Below are 18,945 nucleotides of genomic sequence, written 5' to 3'. Positions count from 1 at the left end.
TATCACCTGCAACAAGAACGGCGTGCCGTTTGACCCGGAAAAGCCGACCATCACGTCGGGCATCCGCCTGGGCAGCCCCGCCGGCACCACCCGCGGCTTTGGCGAGGCCGAATTCCGCCAGATCGCCGACTGGATCATCGAAGTGGTCGACGGCCTGGCTGCCAACGGCGAAGACGGCAACGCCGAAGTCGAAGCCCGCGTCCGCGCCCAGGTCGCTGACCTCTGCAACCGTTTCCCCATATACCCAAACCTGTAAACGTTTAAAACGAAAAGAAAACGGCGCTCTTGAAGCGCCGTTTTTTGTTGTTTGAGCGACCGCTTCGACAGAAGGAGATCAGGTCAAGCATCAGCTTGGCAGCCTTCTGAAAGTCAGATCAAATCGCGCCACCACAGAAAGACAAGCAGTAACGCTGTCAGAGCCAACAGGTTGAAAGCCAGCCCCCCCAGCAAACCAAGGAACCAGCCCCATCTGCGATCCGCAAGATTGATGCTTCCCAGATGGTCCTGCACCACGTCCGACGCCCTGACGAGCTTGGGGGTATCCAGAATAAGCCGCATCTTCGGGTGCGATGCCATCGCCTCGGACCGGGCAAGCACCATGGCCTGCCGGTATACCCGGCGCGGCAGACGTCGTTTTGCCTTGCGAATGGATGCCTCTAGCGTCTTGTCGCGCACGCCAAGCTTGGCACGCAGCAAGGCCACCGTCTCGGCGATCCGGGTCTGAATGTCTGGGTCCTGAGGCATGGGCTCTCTCCTGCCGCCGCAATCTAGCCTGCACCACAAAGACCTACAATGGGGCTGGTGATCCGCTGTAGGCGCTTGTATCACGCAAGCTATGCTGAACACGATTGTACATGGCGAACCGACCGCCCGCCCACCGCTGGTAATAGCACACGGCCTTTACGGATCTGCTCGGAATTGGGGCGTCATTGCCAAAAGGCTTTCAGACGAACGGCAGGTTGTGGCGGTGGACATGCGCAACCATGCTTACAGCATGTGGGACCCGAGCCACGATTATCCCCATCTGGCACAGGATATCGCCGAAGTCATAGAACAGATCGGCGGCGTGGCGGATGTTCTTGGGCATTCCATGGGCGGAAAGGCTGCCATGACCCTGGCCCTGCGGCACAATGGGTTGGTGAACAAGCTGGTGGTCGCCGACATCGCGCCGGTTCAATACGCGCACAGCCAAATCCAGTTCATCGAGGCCATGCGGGCTGTTGATTTTTCGCGCATCACCCACCGGTCGGATGCGGAAATGCAACTGGCCGATCAAGGCGTTGAAAAAGCGTTGCAAAGCTTTTTCACCCAATCGCTGGATATCAAGGGAAAACGATGGCTGCTTAATCTGGATGTTCTTGCAGCCGAGATGCCAAAGATCATGGGCTTCCCCAAATTGGACGCCACATGGAATGGCTCCGCCCTGTTCCTGTCGGGCGCGGCATCGGATTATGTCCTGCCGGAACACCGCCCTGAAATCCGCTCGCTGTTTTCCGGCGCGCGTTTTGCCAAAATACCCGGAGCCGGGCATTGGCTGCACGCCGAAAAACCACGTGAATTCGAAGCAGCGGTTCGGACGTTCCTGAACGCCTGATCAGGTGCCCCGGTACAAGCGCCGGGCCACCATCCACGATGCCGGAGCAGCGATCACCGCCCCGGCAACTGCTGCGCCGACAATTGCGCTGACGGAAACCAATCCCGCAGACAGCACAGCGATTACGGCAGAACCTGAAATGGCAGTGGCGATCAGTGAATACAGCATGGCGGCAAGGCGAAACATGGTCGGGTGTTCCTTATGATGACTTCCGGCCAAACATGTCTCGATTCGAATGTGTTTTGCATTGATTTGCATCAGATGCGGAAATCTGGCGCTTCATGAACCTGTGATTTCGCAACCACCGTTGAGCCGATCCGCCAACCCGCCAAGGATGTGGAGCGTGTGAAAACCCAAGTCTTGCACCGTCAAAGGTACACACCCTCACTTTCACGCTTTTCCCAAAAGGATCAGAACGCGACTCGAGGTAGATGAACCAGCGGCCTTAGCCACCTAGGTTATTGCTCGCGAAACGCACGCGACATGCTGTCCGACACAGGTTTGGCGATATAAGCCGCAAAAGTTCGTTCCTCGGTTTGGATCATAATTTCCGCAGGCATGCCTGGGGTAGGAACAAAGCCGCTGACCCGGTGCAGCTCGTCTGGGGTAAGTGAGATACGCGCCAGATATACCTCTTTTGGAACGCCTGCCGCCTCTTCAAGCAGCGCGTCGGCAGAGACATAAAAGACTTCTCCGTACAAAACCGGCGTTGTGCGCTGATTGAGCGCGATCAGTCGCACCGAGGCGGTCTGCCCGGTTACCACACTATCAATCTCGGTGCGTGGGATTTGCGCCTCAATAATCAACGGCGCATCGGCAGGCAGGATTTCGGCAATGGGTTCGCCCGTTTCGATCACACCACCCGGAGTATGATAATGCAGGCGAACCACTGTCCCGGTCACAGGAGCCCGTACCACGGCCCGGTCCAGGACATTACGGGCCTGACGGGATTTTTCGCGCACGCTTTCCAGATCTGCCTCGACCACGCCCAATTCATCCAGTGCAGCCTCGCGATAGGCGGATCGGGTGCGCGTAATCTGTTCCTGGTATTTCAGAAGCATCTGATTGATTTCAGCGGCCTCGGCCTGCAACCGGGCCTGCTGCCCCTCGGCTTCGGCCTGCACACGCCGGATCGTGTTCAATTCGCCCTTTCGAACCAGCCCTTTCTGGAAAAGCTGGTTTTTGGACTCGTACTCTTCCTGCAAGATCTCGGCACGTGTGACCATGCTGTCCAATTGGGCCTCAAAGCCACTTGCCCGGATCTTCAAAGCCTCCATATTGCGTTCCAAAAGTGCCACATCATTCAGCAAGGTCTTGCGCGACACATCAAAGCTCAGCATTTGACCGTCGAGAATGGCCATGACTTCCACGTCTTTGGAGGCCTCGACCAGATCTGGCGTAAAGACCAGACGATCCCGTTCCCCATATTCCGCCAGCAATCGCTCGGTCATCGCCTGCAAGCGCAATTTGCGGATGAACAGCTCGCGCTCATTGGCCTGCGCCGAGGTCTGATCCAGCGTCATCAGCACCTGACCTGCCTGAACCGATTGCCCTTCGGTGACCTTGATGTCTTCGATGATCCCGCCTTCAAGGTGCTGGACAATCTTGTTGCGTCCGGTGGCGACAAAGCTGCCCTGCGCGATGACCGCCGCCGCCAGCGGGGCGCTGAAGGACCACACTCCGAAACCGCCAAAACAGACGACCAGCATGATTATACCGATGACAATGAAGCGGTTGATCGAGCGCGGAACTTCCGCATACCAGACGTCAGGTTCACCGGCAGAGTGCCTTACGGGTACGAGGTCATTCATGGTCAGCCTCCCTGTTGCCCTTCAATTCCGGTCCGTTTGCGCGGCCCGTTGATCTGCTGAAGAACCTGCTCGCGCTGACCGAACAATGCGACGCGCCCATCGGTCAGCAACATGATCTTGTCGACCACATTCAGCAGGGTCGGTTTCTGCGTGATGACGACCACGGTAATCTTGCTTTCGCGCGCCTGTTCAATGGCACGCGCCAAGGCTTTGTCCCCGGCAACGTCAAGGTTCGAGTTCGGCTCGTCCAGCACAACCATTCGTGGGTTCCCAAAAAACGCCCGCGCCAGCGCAATGCGTTGTTTCTGTCCGCCCGATAAAGGCGATCCATCGGAGGCCACCACAGTCTCATATCCTTGCGGCAAGGTTGCGATCATGTTGTGTACATCGGCCAGAACAGCGGCGTCATGGATCTGTTCGTCCGTGGCATCGGCACGCATCCGGCCGATATTGTCCTTGATGGTTCCGGGGAACAGCTGCACATCCTGTGGCAGATAACCGATGCTTTCCCCAAACTGGCGCGGGTCCCAGTTTCGGATATCCATCAGGTCCAGCCGCACACTTCCCGACGTGGGCAGAACGGACCCGACAAGGGTCTTGCCCAAGGTGGTTTTGCCCGCACCGGAATTGCCGATAATCGCCAGTGTTTCACCGGGGATGAGTGAGAAGGTAATCCCGTTCAGAACCACACGTTTGGTTCCACCGGGGACATAGAGCAACCGCTCTACATCCAACCGGCCTTCGGGGCGCGGCAGGCGCAACTTCTCATGTTGCAGGGCCGAGGTGGACAGCAGCGCCTTGATCCGCCCATAGGCCGCGCGCGTCAGCAGGTAGCTGTTCCACCCCTCAATCGAACCTTCGATGGGCGCAAAGGCGCGCCCGGCAATGATCGAGGCCGCGATCACCATGCCGCCGGTAATCTCTCCCTGCAGTGCCAGAAATGCGCCCCATCCCAAAATGCCAATCTGTGTCAGCAGACGAACAGCGCGCGAGATCGCCGCGAAGATCACGTTACGGTCCTGCGCGCGCACCTGCCAGGTCAGGGATTGGGCCGTGTCCCGCCCCCAGATCCGCACCGCCTCGGGGATCATGGCCAAGGCGTTGATGATCTGGCTGTTGCGCGACATGGAATCCAGATGCAGGTTCGCCATGGACTGCGCCTTGTTCGCCTCGGCAAAGGGTTTGGCTGTCATTTTCTGGTTGATCAGCGCAATCGTCATCAGGATCAGCGCCGTCACCACGACAATCATGCCCAGTTGCGGGTGCACGAGAAAGATCATCAGAATGAACAGAGGGGCGAATGGCACGTCCAGAAACGAAATCAAAGTGCCCGAAACCAGAAAACCGCGCAGTTGCTGCAAATCGCCAAGAGTCTGATATTCGCGCCCGTTTCCGTGCAACGACGCGTGCGCAGCCGCACTAAGCACCGGTGCACCTAAACGAACGGCAACCTCGACACCGGTTCGCATCAGCGTAAACCGCCGCACCGCATCAAATGCAGACTGAAAAATCACAGCCCCGGCGACGATCGCCGTCAACATGATCAGCGTATCCAAGGACCGGCTGGTCAGAACTCTGTCACTGATCTGAAACAGGTAGATCGGGATCGACAGGATCAGAATATTGGTCGCGCAGGTCAGCACCAGAACAAATGCCAGGTTACGCCGGATCGCCCGGATCGAATCCCGCAATGTGCGCTGGAAATCCTCGGGCGGGGTGCGCTTGTGAAAGGTTTGGGGTGGCCCGTTCCCGTCACCGCCGCCGGAGTTTGTCCGCAACAGTGGCTGGTTTGCCTTGGCCTCGATCGTCGCGCCCATGTGATCCGCGCCGGACGCGCGCGCAGAGGGGGTCTTGCGCGCTGTCGTTTCGTCCGCGGTTGCATGATCCGGGCCGTCAGCATCAGCCACCCCGTCACCACCGCCCGCAATGTCCTTGTCTTGCACGGGCTGCGGCGGCGCACGCCAATGGGGAGGTTCAGCGCGCGGTTGTTCACATGAGTGTTTCTGGTCTTTGGCCGATTTCAACGTATCGTTTTCGACCGGCCGGGTTTGATCTGGGTCAGGCACTCGGAACTCCTGCGTCAGATGCAGTCGGGTAGAGGCACCTGTGGCCCGATTTGCAGGATCTGCCCCCGGCTCGGTACCCTGACGCTTCAGACCCAACCCGCCTTGCCTGTCCAGCGGGCTGGATAAAGGATGGCGGCGCGACGAAAAAACAAACGACATTTAGAAACCTTCTGGTCACTCGGTAAAATTCTTGAGGGGATCAGGCCAGCATGGTTTGCAGGCCGTCGTCAGGTGTTGTTGGATCAAGAGCCGGGGCATTCAGCGCCAGAGCCGCATCCGGTTGCGCGACGGTCATGTCACCCATGATGGCGGCAATTGCCTCATTGGTCATCGCGGTAATCTCGTCGTTGTCCGGCATGTCGATCAGGCTGGCCTGATGCAACAGCAGATCGGAATACGAACCGTCACCCGCCATGACTGTCGAGTCCACACCCATCTTGGTCAGATGCGCGGAGTTCAGCATGGCATTGCTGCCTGCGACAACCTCGGCCCCGGCAGCATTCGGGCCCGACAGGTCAATATCATCCTGATCCAGCATCATCGTGACCTGATTGACGATGTTCACCTGCATAAGATCTCCGTCGATCCTGAGGACGCGCAACTGCTCCATCCCGGCGAACATCGGATCATTCAGAAGCGCGTCTTCCAACGCGCCCATGTCCATTTCCTGTATGGCCAGCGCGTCAGCCATATTCTGTTGCATATCCTGGTGAACGTCCTTGCCGATCGTTTTGACCGACGCGTCATTCATGAGCAGGTTTTCATCACCGTCCATCATCGACGCGGGTACTCCACCGTTGATGATGTCGTCATCCATAAGGGCCATGGACTGAACCAGCATATCGACTGAGATCATGTTTCCGCCGATCATGATCAGATCGTAATAGCTGCCCAGCTGCACGATATCGGCGACATTGTACATTTCGTTGTCGCCCAGCGCGTAAAGCGTGGATGTCGCTGAAATTTCGGTTTGAATGTGATCGATATCGGTAGCGTCAATAAGCTGGTTGATGAAATTCGCGACCACCAGATCGCCGTGAACCCAGTCCACAACAACATATGCGGGCTGGCCGCCTGTTCCGTCGGCGTTGTCCAGCCAGGCGGCCTCTTTGCCTTCGACTTCGATCACCGAAGACTGAACCAGGTTGGTACCGCTTCCGGCATTCATGGCACCCACGTCCCAATCGGAAACAAGCGCGACCTGACTGATGACCGTCAGATTGACAGCCTGCCCGCCTACAACAATGTACGGAGCATCCACCCAACCAATTGTCGCGGACACTGCATTGATCGCCAGATTGCCACCGGTCACCACCAGATGCCCGTCGTCAAAATCGGGATCCCTGGACTGATCCCATTCGGCAGGCCACGGCGTTTCCGCTTCATCGCCAGTCGCCTCATCCGGCTGATGGAAAGCGGGCAGCAGGTCGGTCCATTCAGGTGCTTCGGCCATGTGCTCGCCATTGACGATCACACCCAGGGCATCATCGCCATGGAACTGATACACGGTGACGCCATCCACATCCCCGTTCATCGGATTCAGCATCTGTTCGGCCAGTGCCTCGACCATCTCGATTGACTGGTAGTCCGCGAGTGAAAATGACGGGCTTGCCACGGCATGAAGGGACAACGCCATGTCCAGCATCTGCTCACCTTTCGCGATCAACGCGTCCGAGTCGCGAAATTCACCCTCGCCCACCGTATCGTTGTCACGCAGGAAAACCTTTTGCATGGTGTAACTTACCGCAGACCCCAACGGCACGTTGTCCGGCTGCAGAATGACGAGTGTGGGAACGGATGATGGTCCAATCGTGTCGTCTGGGACAAAACGCTCGGAAACCGGCCCATCTCCACCAAGGATAATCACCGATTCATGCACAGGCCCCTTCGGCGCGTCTGGTAGCGGCAGGTTAGGTTGAGGTGGGGCAAAATTGTATGGGAGGAGCTTGTACTCGCCCGCCGGGATATCAAGGTCGGCCCTGATGTGGATCGCAGCAGGATCGTCCAGCCCGTCAATTTCGGCTTTTCGCCTCAGGGCGGTGAATTCGTCATACTGGTCCCGCAGCCGGGCTTGTTCGATCGTAAGTTCAAATGCTCCAACAAAATGCGCTATCGTTTCCGTTATTGCGTCAAGGGCCATGTCGGTCATCCTTTTTCACCCGCACCGGCCAGAATTTCCGCTTTGGGTTCAGTTGGGCCGGGGCCACTGCTCGCGGCCCCGGCATTTTCGAAAATAGCGAGGCCCGATAATGCGTGCCCCGCCTTATGACTTATGCGTCGTTGTCGTCGCTTGCGTAGGACGAAGTCATCGAACCACCGACCATGGTCGTGTCGACCGAGTTGCCAAGCACGTTGGCGCCCATGACGATCGACTGGTTAAAGGCCGAGGTGTCGACAACAGCCGCTGCCGAGGCATAGGACTCGCCGGTCACGATACCATCGCCACCGTTGTTCGAGCCCCAGTTGCCAGCGTTGCCGCCTGCACCACCGTCACCCGAATAGGCACCAGCCGCGCTGCCGCCCGTGATGGTTCCACCCATGGTGTCACCGGACATAGCTGTACCGGTCGAGTATCCGCTGGCTCCGCCATTTGCGGCGGACGCGCCACCGGCACCACCGGCACCCGAGCTGGCCGCACCGGTCGCATCGCCCGAACCGGTCGATGTGGCATCGTTATCGGACATGCCCGAACCACCGTATCCAGCGATTGCTTCAGCCAGGCTGTCGGCGGCTCCGTTTGTATCGGCATCACCGAATACATCCGCCGCTCCGCCATCACCGGCGGTATTCGCCGCATCGGCAGAACCGGCACCGTTGCCCGAAGACGTGGATGTGGGCGTCGTTGTGCCGCCTGCTCCGCCGTCACCGTCTGCTGCAGACGTACCAGAACCTGCTGCGTCCGCTGTGCCGTTGGCCGAATTTGATCCGCCATCACCACCGCTGCCATCCGTGTTCTGCGAATTGCTAGATGCACCGTTCACGTCACCTGGGCTTTGGTTGATGTCGGGGCCGCTTGCGGACTGGTCGCCAACACCCTGCGCATCCGAATCCGCGTCGGCGGTTCCACCGGAACCATCGCCGCCCGAACCGTCACCGCCTGAGCCATCGCCACCAGCGCCATCGCCGCCCGAACCATCGCCACCAGTTCCGTCACCGCCGGTTCCGTCACCGCCTTCGCCCGCTTCGGCATCAACCATGCCAAGCTCTTCCTGCAGGGCCATGATTGCAGCTTCGACCATAGCGGCAAATCCGCCTTCACCGTCACCGCCGGTACCGTCACCGCCTGTGCCGTCGCCACCGGATCCTTCACCACCGGTCCCTTCGCCGCCAGAGCCTTCACCGCCGGTGCCAGATCCGCCAGTTCCATCAGCCGAGCTGTCCGCACCACTGTCAGCACTGCCCTCTGCTGCGTTGCTGCCGGCAGTCGCATCATTGGCTTCGGTTGTGCTGTCACTGGAATTCGACGACGAACCTTCTGTCGAAGCGCTGCCGTCACCACCGTCGGAACCTTCGGCGTCTACGTCATTGCCGGCCAGACCAAAGCCCGTGCCGCTCGAGTCGGAATCGCTGTCGCCGCCATCGGCGCTACCCGAGGCATTCGAGCCAGACAGACCAAGGCCCAGTCCCAGACCAAACGAATCTGCGCTTCCGCCGTTACCGCCGGTTCCGTCACCGTCAACGCTTGTGCTGCCGTCGTTGTCAGCAGAAGACGAGCTGTCAGCGTCGCCGCCGTCTCCGCCGGTGCTGTCACCGTCAGCCCCTGCGCCGGACAGGCCGACACCAATGCTGGCGTTATTTGCGTCACCGGTATCACCGCCTGCGCCGCCACTCGAATCCGCGTCGGCGCTGCCGGTATCGCCACCGGCGCCAAACGCATGGCTGCCCAGCGTGGTCGAGTCTGCCGAACCACCATAGCTGGTACCACCGTCGCCCGAATCTCCACCGTTGGACTTGACGCCGATACCTTCTTCAGCATTGGCGGTACCGCCATAGGCACTGCCATTCTGGTAGAAACCGGAATTGTTCGAAACTGACGCCGATTCCAGCGTGTCGTCATCGCTCAGACTGGCGACCTGACTGTTGACGGACGCCATTGCGGTTCCGGCACCATCCATTGAGATATCGACATTCATGTCATCGCCGGGATCATAGTTCAGATCACGGCCTGCGGTGATTACGTCGCCAACCGACGCGTTATCTCCGAAGTCCAGATCAACCTGATCATCATCGCGCGGAATCCACTCTCCGCCACCAAAGTCGATATTAATCGCGTTGCTGTTTGAGTTGTCGTTGGTGTTATCCCCAGCATTGAGCGTCTGGTCCTGATCCTGACCTTGATCCTGATCCTGGCCCTGATCTTGACCTTGGTCCTGGCCTTGTTCCTGACCCTGATCCTGGCCTTGATTTTGGTCTTGGCCCTGATCGTTGGAGTTTTCGACAGTCTGGTCCTGCTGCTGCTGTTGTGCAGTCAGGTCAGCTTCGACAAACGCCTCATCAATCGGGATTTCGACATTAACCGGAGCTTCCAGGTTCTCGACATTAATTTCGTCGACGGTTGTTACGTTTGTATTATTCACATTACGTCTCATGACAAATTCCTATTTCTGGAACGCCAGACCGCCATTCATCTAAAAAGCGGCATCAGGCGAGATTGAAACAAAAATACCCGCGCAGCGCATGAACGCGCTGAAAGCGGTCTGTGGAAGTTTCTAAATGGCCACCTCCTTTCCCGGCTAAGCCGAAAGCGCGGCGGTTCATGAAGGCTGCTGAAATACGCAATGACCGGCGCGACAGGGACAGGCGCTTCGACAATTGAAGCCCAGCCATGTTCGCAGCGACGCACGCCCACGCCTAGCTAGTCGAAAGTTTTGAGGTGGTTACAACGTTGTTTTTATTACTTACTTTTAGAATACACCTGAGTTTGCGCTCACCTGCCCCGCATGACCCACCTACAAAAAATCGCAACAAAATAATTCAATTGTTTCCGCTGGTTGCACAAAAACCCAAGCGGAAACCTAACCGAAAGTTCTATGGCACGGGCTCTGGAAGAACTCCTCCCGGTTGTGGGAAACCATGCTTTCGAGTATAATAAAAGTTAATTACCTATTTGATTAGTTAACTATTTTAGACCGCCAGAATTCAAAAAAGAGATTTTTGGTTGACCCTGTTTGCGAGGGAATGTGATGAGTGTGTCATTGATAGAAGAAACTGCCAATCAGGATCTTTATTCAGAAGATTTTTCGGTTGTCTTTATTGGAAAAGAATTATTCTACTCCAATCAGACCCTAAGAAGCGTTCAAACTGAATTCGGGGTTCGCGCTCAGCGGTTCGAAACCCTCGAATCTATGAACGGCCACACACCCGGTTGCAGCAAGATTATTGTTGTTGACCAGATGATGCTTGAAGACCTGTTGGCGCGCCCACTGGCCTATACCAAAAGTACGGGATCCGGCTGTCTCGCATTTGCCTATCGCAAAGAAGAATCGGCCCGGCATATGTTTGAATCCTGGGATCGCGCGCAGTTCGGCGAAGTTGGATTTCTGCCGATGAATGTGGCGCCCGATGCCTGGCGCGCCATCCTCAGGCTTCTGATGCATGAAGAACTGTACCTACCCAGCTTCCTTGCCGATTGCGCCACATTCCTGGGCCAGCGCACGCGGGGCATCCCTGCCCGTCCAGCGACAAGCGCACCTAACGGAGTCGATCAAAAGTCGCGGTATCTGAAGCTGACGCGTCGCGAGAAGCAGGTGCTGCAACTTGTCTCGCAGGGCAAAAGCAACAAGTTGATCGCGGCCAAACTGGGAATTACGGAACACACGGTCAAACTGCATATGCACAACGTGGTTGGCAAGATCGGCGTCAGCAACCGCACCGCTGCCGCGCATTTCTATTATGAGGTTGCGCCGCACGAGGCGCAGCACTCCGCCGTTGACTGATACGTTCGAAGCCCGGTTCGATCGCCTGATCCTTCTGGTTGGCAGGCTGAACTATATGTGGACCAACACCGAAAGCCTGTTGATCCACCTGATCGCTGGCCTTTCCGGAACGTCGAAAGACGTGGCCGTCATTATCTTCCTGACCCTAAACACAACCCGCGCGCGTATTGATCTGGTCGAACGGCTTGCCAAGATGGAGGGAAGGCCCGCGCAGGTTCGCGACCCGATCCTTGAACGCACGCAACGGCTCAGCAAGCTTTCGGGCATCCGAAACAAGTATAACCACTGCATCTATTCATTCGATCAGGAGAGCGGAAACCCGAAAACGATCCTGATGCGGATTGCTGACCGCAAGACCGATATAAAACTGGGTCGCGCGGATACGGTAGATGATGACGCGCTTCACGAAATCGAAGCGGTCGTCAACCAGCTTTCAGCCGCGAACCAGGATATCTGGAGGCTGATCCGGGAATTGGGGTATCCGGTATAGGCCGGGTCATGAATAGGACGCCATGACGACGTAGTCTGCGCTTCACTGCATGTGCGGTCCCGAAGACGCGCAACCCGGGCGATGGAATGTTCCTGTCGAAAGTGCCTGGTGCGGGCGGTGGGACTCGAACCCACACGGGCATACGCCCTTCAGATTTTAAGTCTGATATGTCTACCATTCCATCACGCCCGCACGGCACGGCCCTTTCGGACAGTGCAACGTCCTTACAAGCACAACGAGATGATAACAATGTGCTTTGACCCGCAAGGTCAGGAAAATTAGCTGAAAGCCCCGGTGGCGGCCGGAACAAATCCGGCCTTGTTAGTCCAGATGATAGGACAGGAACCGTTCTGTCCCGCCGGCACTAAACCCCCATTGTGCTTTAACACCGAAAACTTCTGAAACGGTTTCCAAAGACAAGGCTTGTTCGGGCGGGCCAAGAGAGACCAGCCGCCCTTTTGACAAAACAGCCACCCGGTCACAGGCCATCGCCTGATTCAGATCGTGGAGTGCCATCACTGTCGTCACTTTTAGAATTCGAACACAGTTCAGGATCGACAGTTGGTGATGAATGTCCAGATGGTTGGTCGGTTCGTCCAAAAGCAAGAGTCCCGGTTGCTGAGCCAAAGCGCGTGCGATGTGCAGTCGCTGGCGCTCTCCTCCCGACAATGTCGCCCATTCTCTGTGTGCCATATCGGCCATTTCCACGGTTTGCAGGGCTTTGTCGACTTGCCAGGTGTCCTCGGCGCGCCACGGCCGTAAGGCCGACAGCCAGGGCGTGCGGCCCAGTTCGACCACGGATCGTGCAGTCACGCGTTCGGCCGTATCAGCCTGTTGTTCAACGATGGCAATCCGTTGGGCAATTTGTCTGCGCGACAAATGCGAAACGGGATGACCCGCTATGACGACTTTTCCTGAAACCGGACGTACCAACCCCGCCAGCAGGCGCATCAGCGTTGATTTTCCCGAACCGTTAGGTCCGACCAAAGCAAGTGTTTCGCCGGGCTCCACGACAAAGGATACGTCTGACAGCAAAGTCTTGCCGCGAACGGAATATGTCAGGTTTTGCGCCTCGATCTTCATCGGGCGCTCCTCTGGCCGCGCACCAGAATTACGGCAAAGGCAGGCGCACCGATCAGGGCGGTGACCACCCCAATCGGCAGAACCTGACCCGGGATGATGATGCGCGACACGATATCTGCGCCGATCAGGAAGACCGCTCCGATCAAGGCGGCGGTTGGGATAAGCCTGCGATGCCCCGGTCCCACAAGGAACCGGGCAGCATGAGGGATGACCAGCCCAACAAAGCCAATGGATCCGACGATAGAAACCATGACAGCTGTCGTGAGCGCGGTCGCAAAGATCAGGGTTGCCTGCACCCGACGTACCGATATGCCCAGCGAGGCCGCTGAATCAGAGCCGAAAATAAAGGCGTCCAGTGCTCTGGCGTGAAAGCGGCAAATGAGCCAACCGGCAAGTGCCACCGGAACGGCCAGATACACATCTGGCCAACGGACGCCGCTGAGGTTTCCCATCAGCCAGAACATAATCCCGCGCGCCTGATCGGCATTGGCGGATTTGGCAATAACGAACGCCGTCAGCGCATTGAACAATTGAGACCCGGCAATTCCCGCCAAGACGATCTGCGCCGTCGCAGCCCGCCCGCCCCCTGCGCCAGCGGCACGAGCCAGCAACGCGACAAAACCAAAAGCCAAAAGCGCGCCATTGAACGCGCCAAAAGACAGCGACAAAACCCCACCGCCCAAACCAGCGATGGTAACAGCCACGGCACCCGTCGAGGCCCCGGCAGAAATGCCCAAAATGTAAGGGTCAGCCAACGGGTTTCGCAGCAAAGCCTGCAACACAACCCCGGCGACGGCCAGACCAGCGCCGCAGGACGCCGCGACCAGAGCGCGAGGAAGCCGATAGCTCCAGATAATACCCTGATCAATGGGGTCGACGGGCAGGTCCGCTCCGGCCAGCTTGTTGGCCAGAACGGACAGAACCAAATCGGGCGACAGCGAGGTTTCCCCGATCATCGCGCCCGCAAGGACCGCCGCAATCAACAATGGCACGGTAAGGCACGCGGCCTTGAAACCCTGCCGTAAAACTGCGGCGACCTCGTTCACAGGTTGTTTCCGATGGTATCCAGCTTCTCGGCCAGATCCTCCAGCGCCGGGATTGCGCGGATGGTGGCGTCCATGGCCTGCGCATCCATAATGACGATCCGGTCATTTTTGACCGCATCCATCTGGCTGGTCACCGGATCAGTGCGCAGGAATTCCAGCTTTTTCAGGTAGTCGTCCGCAGCAAAGCGACGGCGGTCCATCTTGGCGATAACAATCACCGTCGGATTGGCCTTGGCAATGGTTTCCCAGCCCACTGTTGGCCATTCTTCATCCGTCTCGACGACGTTGCGGATACCCAATTTACTCATCATGTATCCCGGTGCGCCTTTCTGTCCGGCCACAAACGGGTCGCTTTCCATTTCGGGAGAGGAAAACCAGAATACGGCTGACACATCGTCCAGCTTCACGGTTTGCGCCTTGGCGACGGCTGCGGCTTCGCGGGCCTTGTACTCGGCAACCAGGTCCGTGCCGCGTTCGGATACATCAAAGGCTGCCGCCAGTTCTTCGATACCCTGATACAGCGTATCGGTCGAGAACGCTTGCAGGCGGGTGCCATCGCCGCCGACCGTATTGTCTTTGCCGATGCAATCTGCAGGCATTACGTACGTTGGAATGCCCAGTTCGTGAAATTGCTCACGCGTGGCGACGATGCCCTCGGGTCCGACATGCCATTCATATTGCGCTGCGACCAGTCCCGGCCGCTTGGCAACAACGCTTTCAAAGCTGGGATCATTGTCCGCCAGACGCTCTACCTTGGCATTCACCTCGGCATATTCAGGCAGCACCTCGTTGAACCAGACCGAAGTTCCAAGAACCTGCTCGCCCAGACCCAGCGCATAAAGCACCTCGGTCGCGGCCTGGCCGATCGTGACTGACGACGTCACAGGCGCGTCAAACGTGACCGAGTGACCGCAGTTTTCGATGGTTAGGGGAAAGTTTCCTTCGGCGGCAGCGCTGGTAGCCAGCAAGGAAAGGCCAATCAGGCCAGTGCGTAGAAACATGACAATCGATCTCCATGTGTCAATGACCAGAGAACGGGTGAATGGGCATTTACCGAAGCAACAGACGCTTTTCTGCCTGCTGTAAGCGCAGAGTGGAATACAGCCCGCCCAGCGCGTTTCTTCGGCAACCTCCCCGGACAACCCCGCCCGGTGTGTTTCGGTTTCATACCGGCAGGTCTCCTGACTGACGGGTCTTTGTCTGTCCTGTCTTCCCAGACCCAAATGGCCCAGTGACGGAAATGGACAGCGCTCGCCGCCTACAGTTGCGGGGGCAGTTCCGGTTGGCACCAAAAGGCACCTCGGATTCCCTCTTAGCCACATCGGGACCGGTAAAACGCGGGTACCTTAACACTTACCCTGCGGCAAGAAAAAACTCGGGTGTATCCCTCAGATTTTCTTGGAGCAAGAAGCCACGCTACAAGACGGCGCTTTTTGTTTTCTCAACGGACTACAATTGAAGATTCCAGGTGGATTCTTGTTACGTTTTGGGTAACGCCAGCAAAGTGCCCGTGACGTCACTATTCGTCGCGGCCCAGTCCACTGATCTCATCCAACACACCGGCCGCCTTCAAAACGGTTTCTTGCGAATTTCGAGCGGAGGGGTTCTAGCACCTAACCCGGTGGACAGACTGTGATTCACGTGTTTGCGTTTAAGTGTATTAAGAGTGCCCTTATCTGTGTTCCAATTTCCGGGCTAAAAACCCAATGAAATAAGGAAACAAAGGCTCTGAGGTGATGATAATGGTGCCCCCACACGGACTCGAACCGCGGACCTACTGATTACAAATCAGAAATACGTTGATTCAGCCGCACAGTCGCCACCAATCTCAGCTTGTCTCGTTCAGTCGCAATTACTCCTTTGAAAACTGACCTTTTATTTACTCACCCTGTTGTCCCCTGAGCAATTAGCGTCTAATCTGGCCTCAAACTGTATCACTCAATCTCGGGCGTTTTGTCCCCCATGAGTCCCCCAGAGGCGAAAACGTGAAGAAAGAGCTTACCAACGCCTTCCTAATGAAACTCAAGCCACCGACTGAAGGGCGGGACGAGATATCGGACACAAAGCGTACCGGGCTGAGGTTGAGGGTGTACCCTACCCGCGCTGTCTGGATGTACGAAAAGCGCGTGAAGGGTGGCGCGAAACGTAAGCACACCTTTGGCACCTATTGCAGCTGGTCTCTGGCGGGGAAGCGCGAGGATGGAGCGCTTGGGCTGGCTGAGGCTCGTGCACTGGCCCTTGAGATAGAAGCCGAAGCCGCAAGGGGCTTTGACCGTGTATTAGCGACACAGCAGGCGCGCAGGGAGCAGGAAAGAGCCGCTGCCACGGCCCACACGCTGCAAAGCGTTTTGGATGACTACGACGAACTACACCTATCGAATTTGAAGCGCCAAGGAGAAAGAAAGCGTCAGCTTGAAGACGCCTTAGGAAAGCACCTTGCCCAACCAATTGGGGATCTAACGCGCGCCAACTTGCAAAAGCCGATTGATGACAAGGCCAAAGAGGGCAAGCTGTTCATGGCCAACCGTATCCGGGCCGCGCTCAAGCATTTCACGCGCTGGGCATGGCGTCGGGAATATTTGGAACAGGATATTGGGGACCGCCTTGAGCGCGCCACCAAAGAGCAAATTCGGGAACGCGTTCTTAGCCTGGAAGAAATCCGAACCATCTGGAAGAAAACATATGAACTCGGAGATTTGTGGGGGCCGCCTGTTCGCCTCTTGATACTGACGGTTCAGCGGCGAACCTCGATCAATAACTTACGCAAAAGCGAATTGGAGCTTTCAAAGACCCGGTTCAAAAAAACCATCTCTCAGGAAAAGAACGACAGGGGGCACATTACCCACCTGTCGTCCCCTGCCCTATCCGAGATTGAGGCAGTGCTGTCCCGTCGTGAACAAGCAAAGGCCGAGGCCAGAAAAAGTAAGAAATCGGGTAGCACCCCTGCTAAATCTGCTACATCTGACCTCTTGTTCACCACCACGGGACGCACCCCAATTTCAGGGTGGAGCAAGATGAAAGCACGTCTTGATGAGCTTCTTGGCGAAGACATTGAACCGTGGCGGCTTCACGATTTCAGGACCGCATTCGCAACGCACATGGCCGAGCGCGGTACATCGGAATCGGTGGTGGATCGCGTTTTGAACCACGCGGCAACTGGCTCAAAACCAAGCGCCGTCGCTCGTGTCTACAATCAGGCAGAATTGCTGGCAGAGCGCGCGGTTGCTCTGGATAAGTGGGCCGAACTGGTGACACGGGAAAGCGCAGACGTGATGACGCTTAGGGGGACGGGGCTATGAGCGAACCACTGCAGCCGCCAAAGGGTTTATTTGAAGCTCTTTTACCGCCCGAGCGTTCGGCAAAATACTACGGCTGGATGTATCCATCGACACCAAGAATTCAAAAAGTTGTTGATGAGCTTAACGAGCGCGGCATTGAGACTAAGATAACAGACACCGAGCAATTCAAAGCCGTTGCTTGGCTGCAGGACCTTAGCGCCGATGACATGGTTCTGTTAAACACCACAAGGTCGGAAGAACTGTTTTGTCGGATCGCCACAATTCAGATTCTCTTTGCTTTTGATGGTGTGCCTAGCGTCGGGGATTTGAGAAAGGCGCGGGATGCATTGCTAGATGCGCTTCAGATTCAGAAACAAGTTGCGGGGAAAGTAGATGCAGTCCCTCGAAGCGTTCGTAGGTTTGCGTACAAGATTCAGTTTGAAGACGCCTTAGAGGTGGCGAGGTCAGCGATTACCACCCGATTGGAGATGGTAGAGGGCGAGCTACACGCCGTAGAGGCATTTATTGCGGCATTTTCGGGCAAAATAAATACCAAGGGCGCGCCGCCAAACTGGGTTCACCACTACCTTGTTCGCGATGCGGCTGATATTTTTTTTAGCGTTACTGGTTTTAGACCTGCAAGGCACCTTCCGGTTCGGGGCTTTGAAGGGTTTCTGACGCGATTTTGTGACGGAATCCCGGGCATGAAGGGGGAGAACTTTACACGACTGGCTGATATCGCCGTCAAATCAAACGGCTACAAGGGTACTTTTTTTCCCTTTGGAAATGAGGTTGAAGAGCAGCTATGGCTTTCATCCGGACAGAGGGGGACAGAATACCTAAATTCTGGGTAATTCTGTATGGACAAGATACCCTCACTTTCCTGAATTTTGTCTGATTTATCCATATAATTCAATTTCATAGCATAACCTCGCAACTAATTGCGAGGTAGCAAAGATGAATGCAGTCACGAGAGACCGCCTTCTCTCGGTGAGGGATACCGCAGCCATTCTTGGCTGTAGTGTCGCCACCGTCTGGCGCAGGACCGCAGCAGGGAAAATCCCGCAACCGGTCAAACTGGAAGGGACCACGCGCTGGTCTGAATCCGAAATCCAAAATCTAGTTGAGAAAGCCAAGGCGCAGCGTACCGCCGCGTAGAAACCCGCACCCCGATACAGGGCGCGGGCGGTATACGATTGCGGCTGGTGAGACAGTTGCAAATGTAACCGTTTCAGCCCGTTGGTGCAAGAACCAAGGAGCAGAAACATGAATACTCAGACAACAATTGAAGTCGAACGCCCACCTACCAACGCGCTGCGCGTGTATCGCTGGGCAGACCTCCCCAACCTAACGGCTCCGGCACTCTACCGGGTCACAGATCCGGGTCATGAGCCGCGCGAAATCTATGCCTCCAAACACAAGCGCCAAGTCCTTGAGGGCCTGATGCGGTCGCCACTCTATGCGGCCAGCTACTGCCGCCTGTCGGACCAGGTACTGCCCCTACGCCGCGATGACGGCGTGAACATCGAATGCAAGATGTATCGGGGCGATGCCGACACCGGACGCCAGAAGTTCGGCATTTACTTTCTCGTCAGCAAAGTCACCCGGATCGACAGTCAGGAGGTGCGCTAATGAAAACGC

Annotated in this window: 15 protein-coding genes, 1 tRNA gene, 3 pseudogenes and 1 riboswitch; of the genes and pseudogenes, 9 read left to right on the top strand and 10 right to left on the bottom strand. The window is 56.9% G+C overall.

What is annotated here, in order from left to right:
- Window positions 1-256 (top strand): annotated as a pseudogene (gene glyA / locus ACR0AP_RS15405) (serine hydroxymethyltransferase); the annotation flags it as partial.
- A 113-nt stretch (window positions 257-369) separates the two neighbouring features.
- Here glyA and ACR0AP_RS15400 read toward each other — a convergent pair.
- Window positions 370-744, bottom strand: coding sequence for a hypothetical protein (locus ACR0AP_RS15400; protein ID WP_209507997.1), 375 nt, complete (start codon window positions 742-744; stop codon window positions 370-372).
- Between the two features lie 91 nt (window positions 745-835).
- Here ACR0AP_RS15400 and ACR0AP_RS15395 point away from each other — a divergent pair, with 91 nt between their 5' ends.
- Window positions 836-1,594, top strand: a complete 759-nt coding sequence (locus ACR0AP_RS15395; RefSeq protein ID WP_480507591.1) for an alpha/beta fold hydrolase — start codon at window positions 836-838, stop codon at window positions 1,592-1,594.
- Here ACR0AP_RS15395 and ACR0AP_RS15390 read toward each other — a convergent pair whose 3' ends face one another.
- The 5 genes from ACR0AP_RS15390 to ACR0AP_RS15370 form a co-directional block, all read right to left on the bottom strand.
- The gene (locus ACR0AP_RS15390) at window positions 1,595-1,780 is read right to left on the bottom strand and encodes a hypothetical protein (protein ID WP_267368020.1); all 186 of its coding nucleotides are present in this window, start codon (window positions 1,778-1,780) and stop codon (window positions 1,595-1,597) included.
- A gap of 272 nt (window positions 1,781-2,052) precedes the next feature.
- The gene (locus ACR0AP_RS15385; RefSeq protein WP_480484913.1) at window positions 2,053-3,405 is read right to left on the bottom strand and encodes an HlyD family type I secretion periplasmic adaptor subunit; all 1,353 of its coding nucleotides are present in this window, start codon (window positions 3,403-3,405) and stop codon (window positions 2,053-2,055) included.
- A gap of 2 nt (window positions 3,406-3,407) precedes the next feature.
- Complete coding sequence (locus ACR0AP_RS15380) at window positions 3,408-5,630, bottom strand: type I secretion system permease/ATPase (protein WP_480507589.1); 2,223 nt, start codon at window positions 5,628-5,630, stop codon at window positions 3,408-3,410.
- A gap of 40 nt (window positions 5,631-5,670) precedes the next feature.
- Window positions 5,671-7,611, bottom strand: coding sequence for a type I secretion protein (locus ACR0AP_RS15375; RefSeq protein ID WP_480507587.1), 1,941 nt, complete (start codon window positions 7,609-7,611; stop codon window positions 5,671-5,673).
- Window positions 7,612-7,741: 130 nt separating this feature from the next.
- On the bottom strand, window positions 7,742-10,048 hold the full coding sequence (locus ACR0AP_RS15370) for a hypothetical protein (RefSeq protein ID WP_480507585.1): 2,307 nt from the start codon (window positions 10,046-10,048) through the stop codon (window positions 7,742-7,744).
- A gap of 606 nt (window positions 10,049-10,654) precedes the next feature.
- Between ACR0AP_RS15370 and ACR0AP_RS15365 the strand changes: the two genes are divergently transcribed.
- Both ACR0AP_RS15365 and ACR0AP_RS15360 read left to right on the top strand, forming a co-directional pair.
- Window positions 10,655-11,407: a helix-turn-helix transcriptional regulator gene (locus ACR0AP_RS15365; protein ID WP_480507583.1), complete on the top strand. Its 753-nt coding sequence runs from the start codon at window positions 10,655-10,657 to the stop codon at window positions 11,405-11,407.
- The gene (locus tag ACR0AP_RS15360) at window positions 11,400-11,897 is read left to right on the top strand and encodes a hypothetical protein (RefSeq protein WP_480507581.1); all 498 of its coding nucleotides are present in this window, start codon (window positions 11,400-11,402) and stop codon (window positions 11,895-11,897) included. Before ACR0AP_RS15365 ends, ACR0AP_RS15360 begins: the two co-directional genes overlap by 8 nt.
- Window positions 11,898-12,003: 106 nt before the next feature.
- On the opposite strand, the gene ACR0AP_RS15355 is transcribed toward ACR0AP_RS15360, so the two are convergent.
- The 4 genes and pseudogenes from ACR0AP_RS15355 to ACR0AP_RS15340 form a co-directional block, all read right to left on the bottom strand.
- Window positions 12,004-12,089 (bottom strand) — tRNA-Leu (locus ACR0AP_RS15355).
- Window positions 12,090-12,470: 381 nt separating this feature from the next.
- A pseudogene (locus ACR0AP_RS15350) lies at window positions 12,471-12,980 on the bottom strand (ABC transporter ATP-binding protein); the annotation flags it as partial.
- Window positions 12,977-13,972, bottom strand: a complete 996-nt coding sequence (locus ACR0AP_RS15345; RefSeq protein WP_480507597.1) for a FecCD family ABC transporter permease — start codon at window positions 13,970-13,972, stop codon at window positions 12,977-12,979. The gene ACR0AP_RS15345 and the pseudogene ACR0AP_RS15350, both read right to left, overlap by 4 nt.
- A gap of 50 nt (window positions 13,973-14,022) precedes the next feature.
- The gene (locus ACR0AP_RS15340) at window positions 14,023-15,027 is read right to left on the bottom strand and encodes an ABC transporter substrate-binding protein (RefSeq protein WP_480507579.1); all 1,005 of its coding nucleotides are present in this window, start codon (window positions 15,025-15,027) and stop codon (window positions 14,023-14,025) included.
- 153 nt (window positions 15,028-15,180) lie between these two features.
- Window positions 15,181-15,373, bottom strand: a riboswitch (cobalamin riboswitch).
- A 638-nt stretch (window positions 15,374-16,011) separates the two neighbouring features.
- Here ACR0AP_RS15340 and ACR0AP_RS15335 point away from each other — a divergent pair.
- The 5 genes and pseudogenes from ACR0AP_RS15335 to ACR0AP_RS15315 all read left to right on the top strand — a co-directional run.
- Window positions 16,012-16,308, top strand: a pseudogene (locus ACR0AP_RS15335) (integrase arm-type DNA-binding domain-containing protein); the annotation flags it as partial.
- Window positions 16,309-16,374: 66 nt separating this feature from the next.
- The gene (locus ACR0AP_RS15330) at window positions 16,375-17,325 is read left to right on the top strand and encodes a tyrosine-type recombinase/integrase (protein WP_480507595.1); all 951 of its coding nucleotides are present in this window, start codon (window positions 16,375-16,377) and stop codon (window positions 17,323-17,325) included.
- Window positions 17,322-18,158, top strand: a complete 837-nt coding sequence (locus tag ACR0AP_RS15325) for a hypothetical protein (RefSeq protein WP_480507577.1) — start codon at window positions 17,322-17,324, stop codon at window positions 18,156-18,158. Before ACR0AP_RS15330 ends, ACR0AP_RS15325 begins: the two co-directional genes overlap by 4 nt.
- Window positions 18,159-18,261: 103 nt before the next feature.
- On the top strand, window positions 18,262-18,462 hold the full coding sequence (locus ACR0AP_RS15320) for a helix-turn-helix transcriptional regulator (RefSeq protein ID WP_480507575.1): 201 nt from the start codon (window positions 18,262-18,264) through the stop codon (window positions 18,460-18,462).
- Between the two features lie 108 nt (window positions 18,463-18,570).
- Complete coding sequence (locus ACR0AP_RS15315) at window positions 18,571-18,936, top strand: hypothetical protein (RefSeq protein ID WP_480507573.1); 366 nt, start codon at window positions 18,571-18,573, stop codon at window positions 18,934-18,936.
- Window positions 18,937-18,945: the final 9 nt, after the last annotated feature.

Source organism: Ruegeria sp. AF7, assembly GCF_056541885.1.
This window is presented reverse-complemented; position numbering and strand designations above follow the sequence as displayed.

Bases quoted from the DNA above. Each gene is read 5' to 3' on its own strand.
- ACR0AP_RS15400 (WP_209507997.1), bottom strand. From the start codon at position 744: ATGCCTCAGGACCCAGACATTCAGACCCGGATCGCCGAGACGGTGGCC.
- ACR0AP_RS15395 (WP_480507591.1), top strand. From the start codon at position 836: ATGCTGAACACGATTGTACATGGCGAACCGACCGCCCGCCCACCGCTG.
- ACR0AP_RS15390 (WP_267368020.1), bottom strand. From the start codon at position 1,780: ATGTTTCGCCTTGCCGCCATGCTGTATTCACTGATCGCCACTGCCATT.
- ACR0AP_RS15385 (WP_480484913.1), bottom strand. From the start codon at position 3,405: ATGAATGACCTCGTACCCGTAAGGCACTCTGCCGGTGAACCTGACGTC.
- ACR0AP_RS15380 (WP_480507589.1), bottom strand. From the start codon at position 5,630: ATGTCGTTTGTTTTTTCGTCGCGCCGCCATCCTTTATCCAGCCCGCTG.
- ACR0AP_RS15375 (WP_480507587.1), bottom strand. From the start codon at position 7,611: ATGGCCCTTGACGCAATAACGGAAACGATAGCGCATTTTGTTGGAGCA.
- ACR0AP_RS15365 (WP_480507583.1), top strand. From the start codon at position 10,655: ATGAGTGTGTCATTGATAGAAGAAACTGCCAATCAGGATCTTTATTCA.
- ACR0AP_RS15340 (WP_480507579.1), bottom strand. From the start codon at position 15,027: ATGTTTCTACGCACTGGCCTGATTGGCCTTTCCTTGCTGGCTACCAGC.
- ACR0AP_RS15325 (WP_480507577.1), top strand. From the start codon at position 17,322: ATGAGCGAACCACTGCAGCCGCCAAAGGGTTTATTTGAAGCTCTTTTA.
- ACR0AP_RS15320 (WP_480507575.1), top strand. From the start codon at position 18,262: ATGAATGCAGTCACGAGAGACCGCCTTCTCTCGGTGAGGGATACCGCA.
- ACR0AP_RS15315 (WP_480507573.1), top strand. From the start codon at position 18,571: ATGAATACTCAGACAACAATTGAAGTCGAACGCCCACCTACCAACGCG.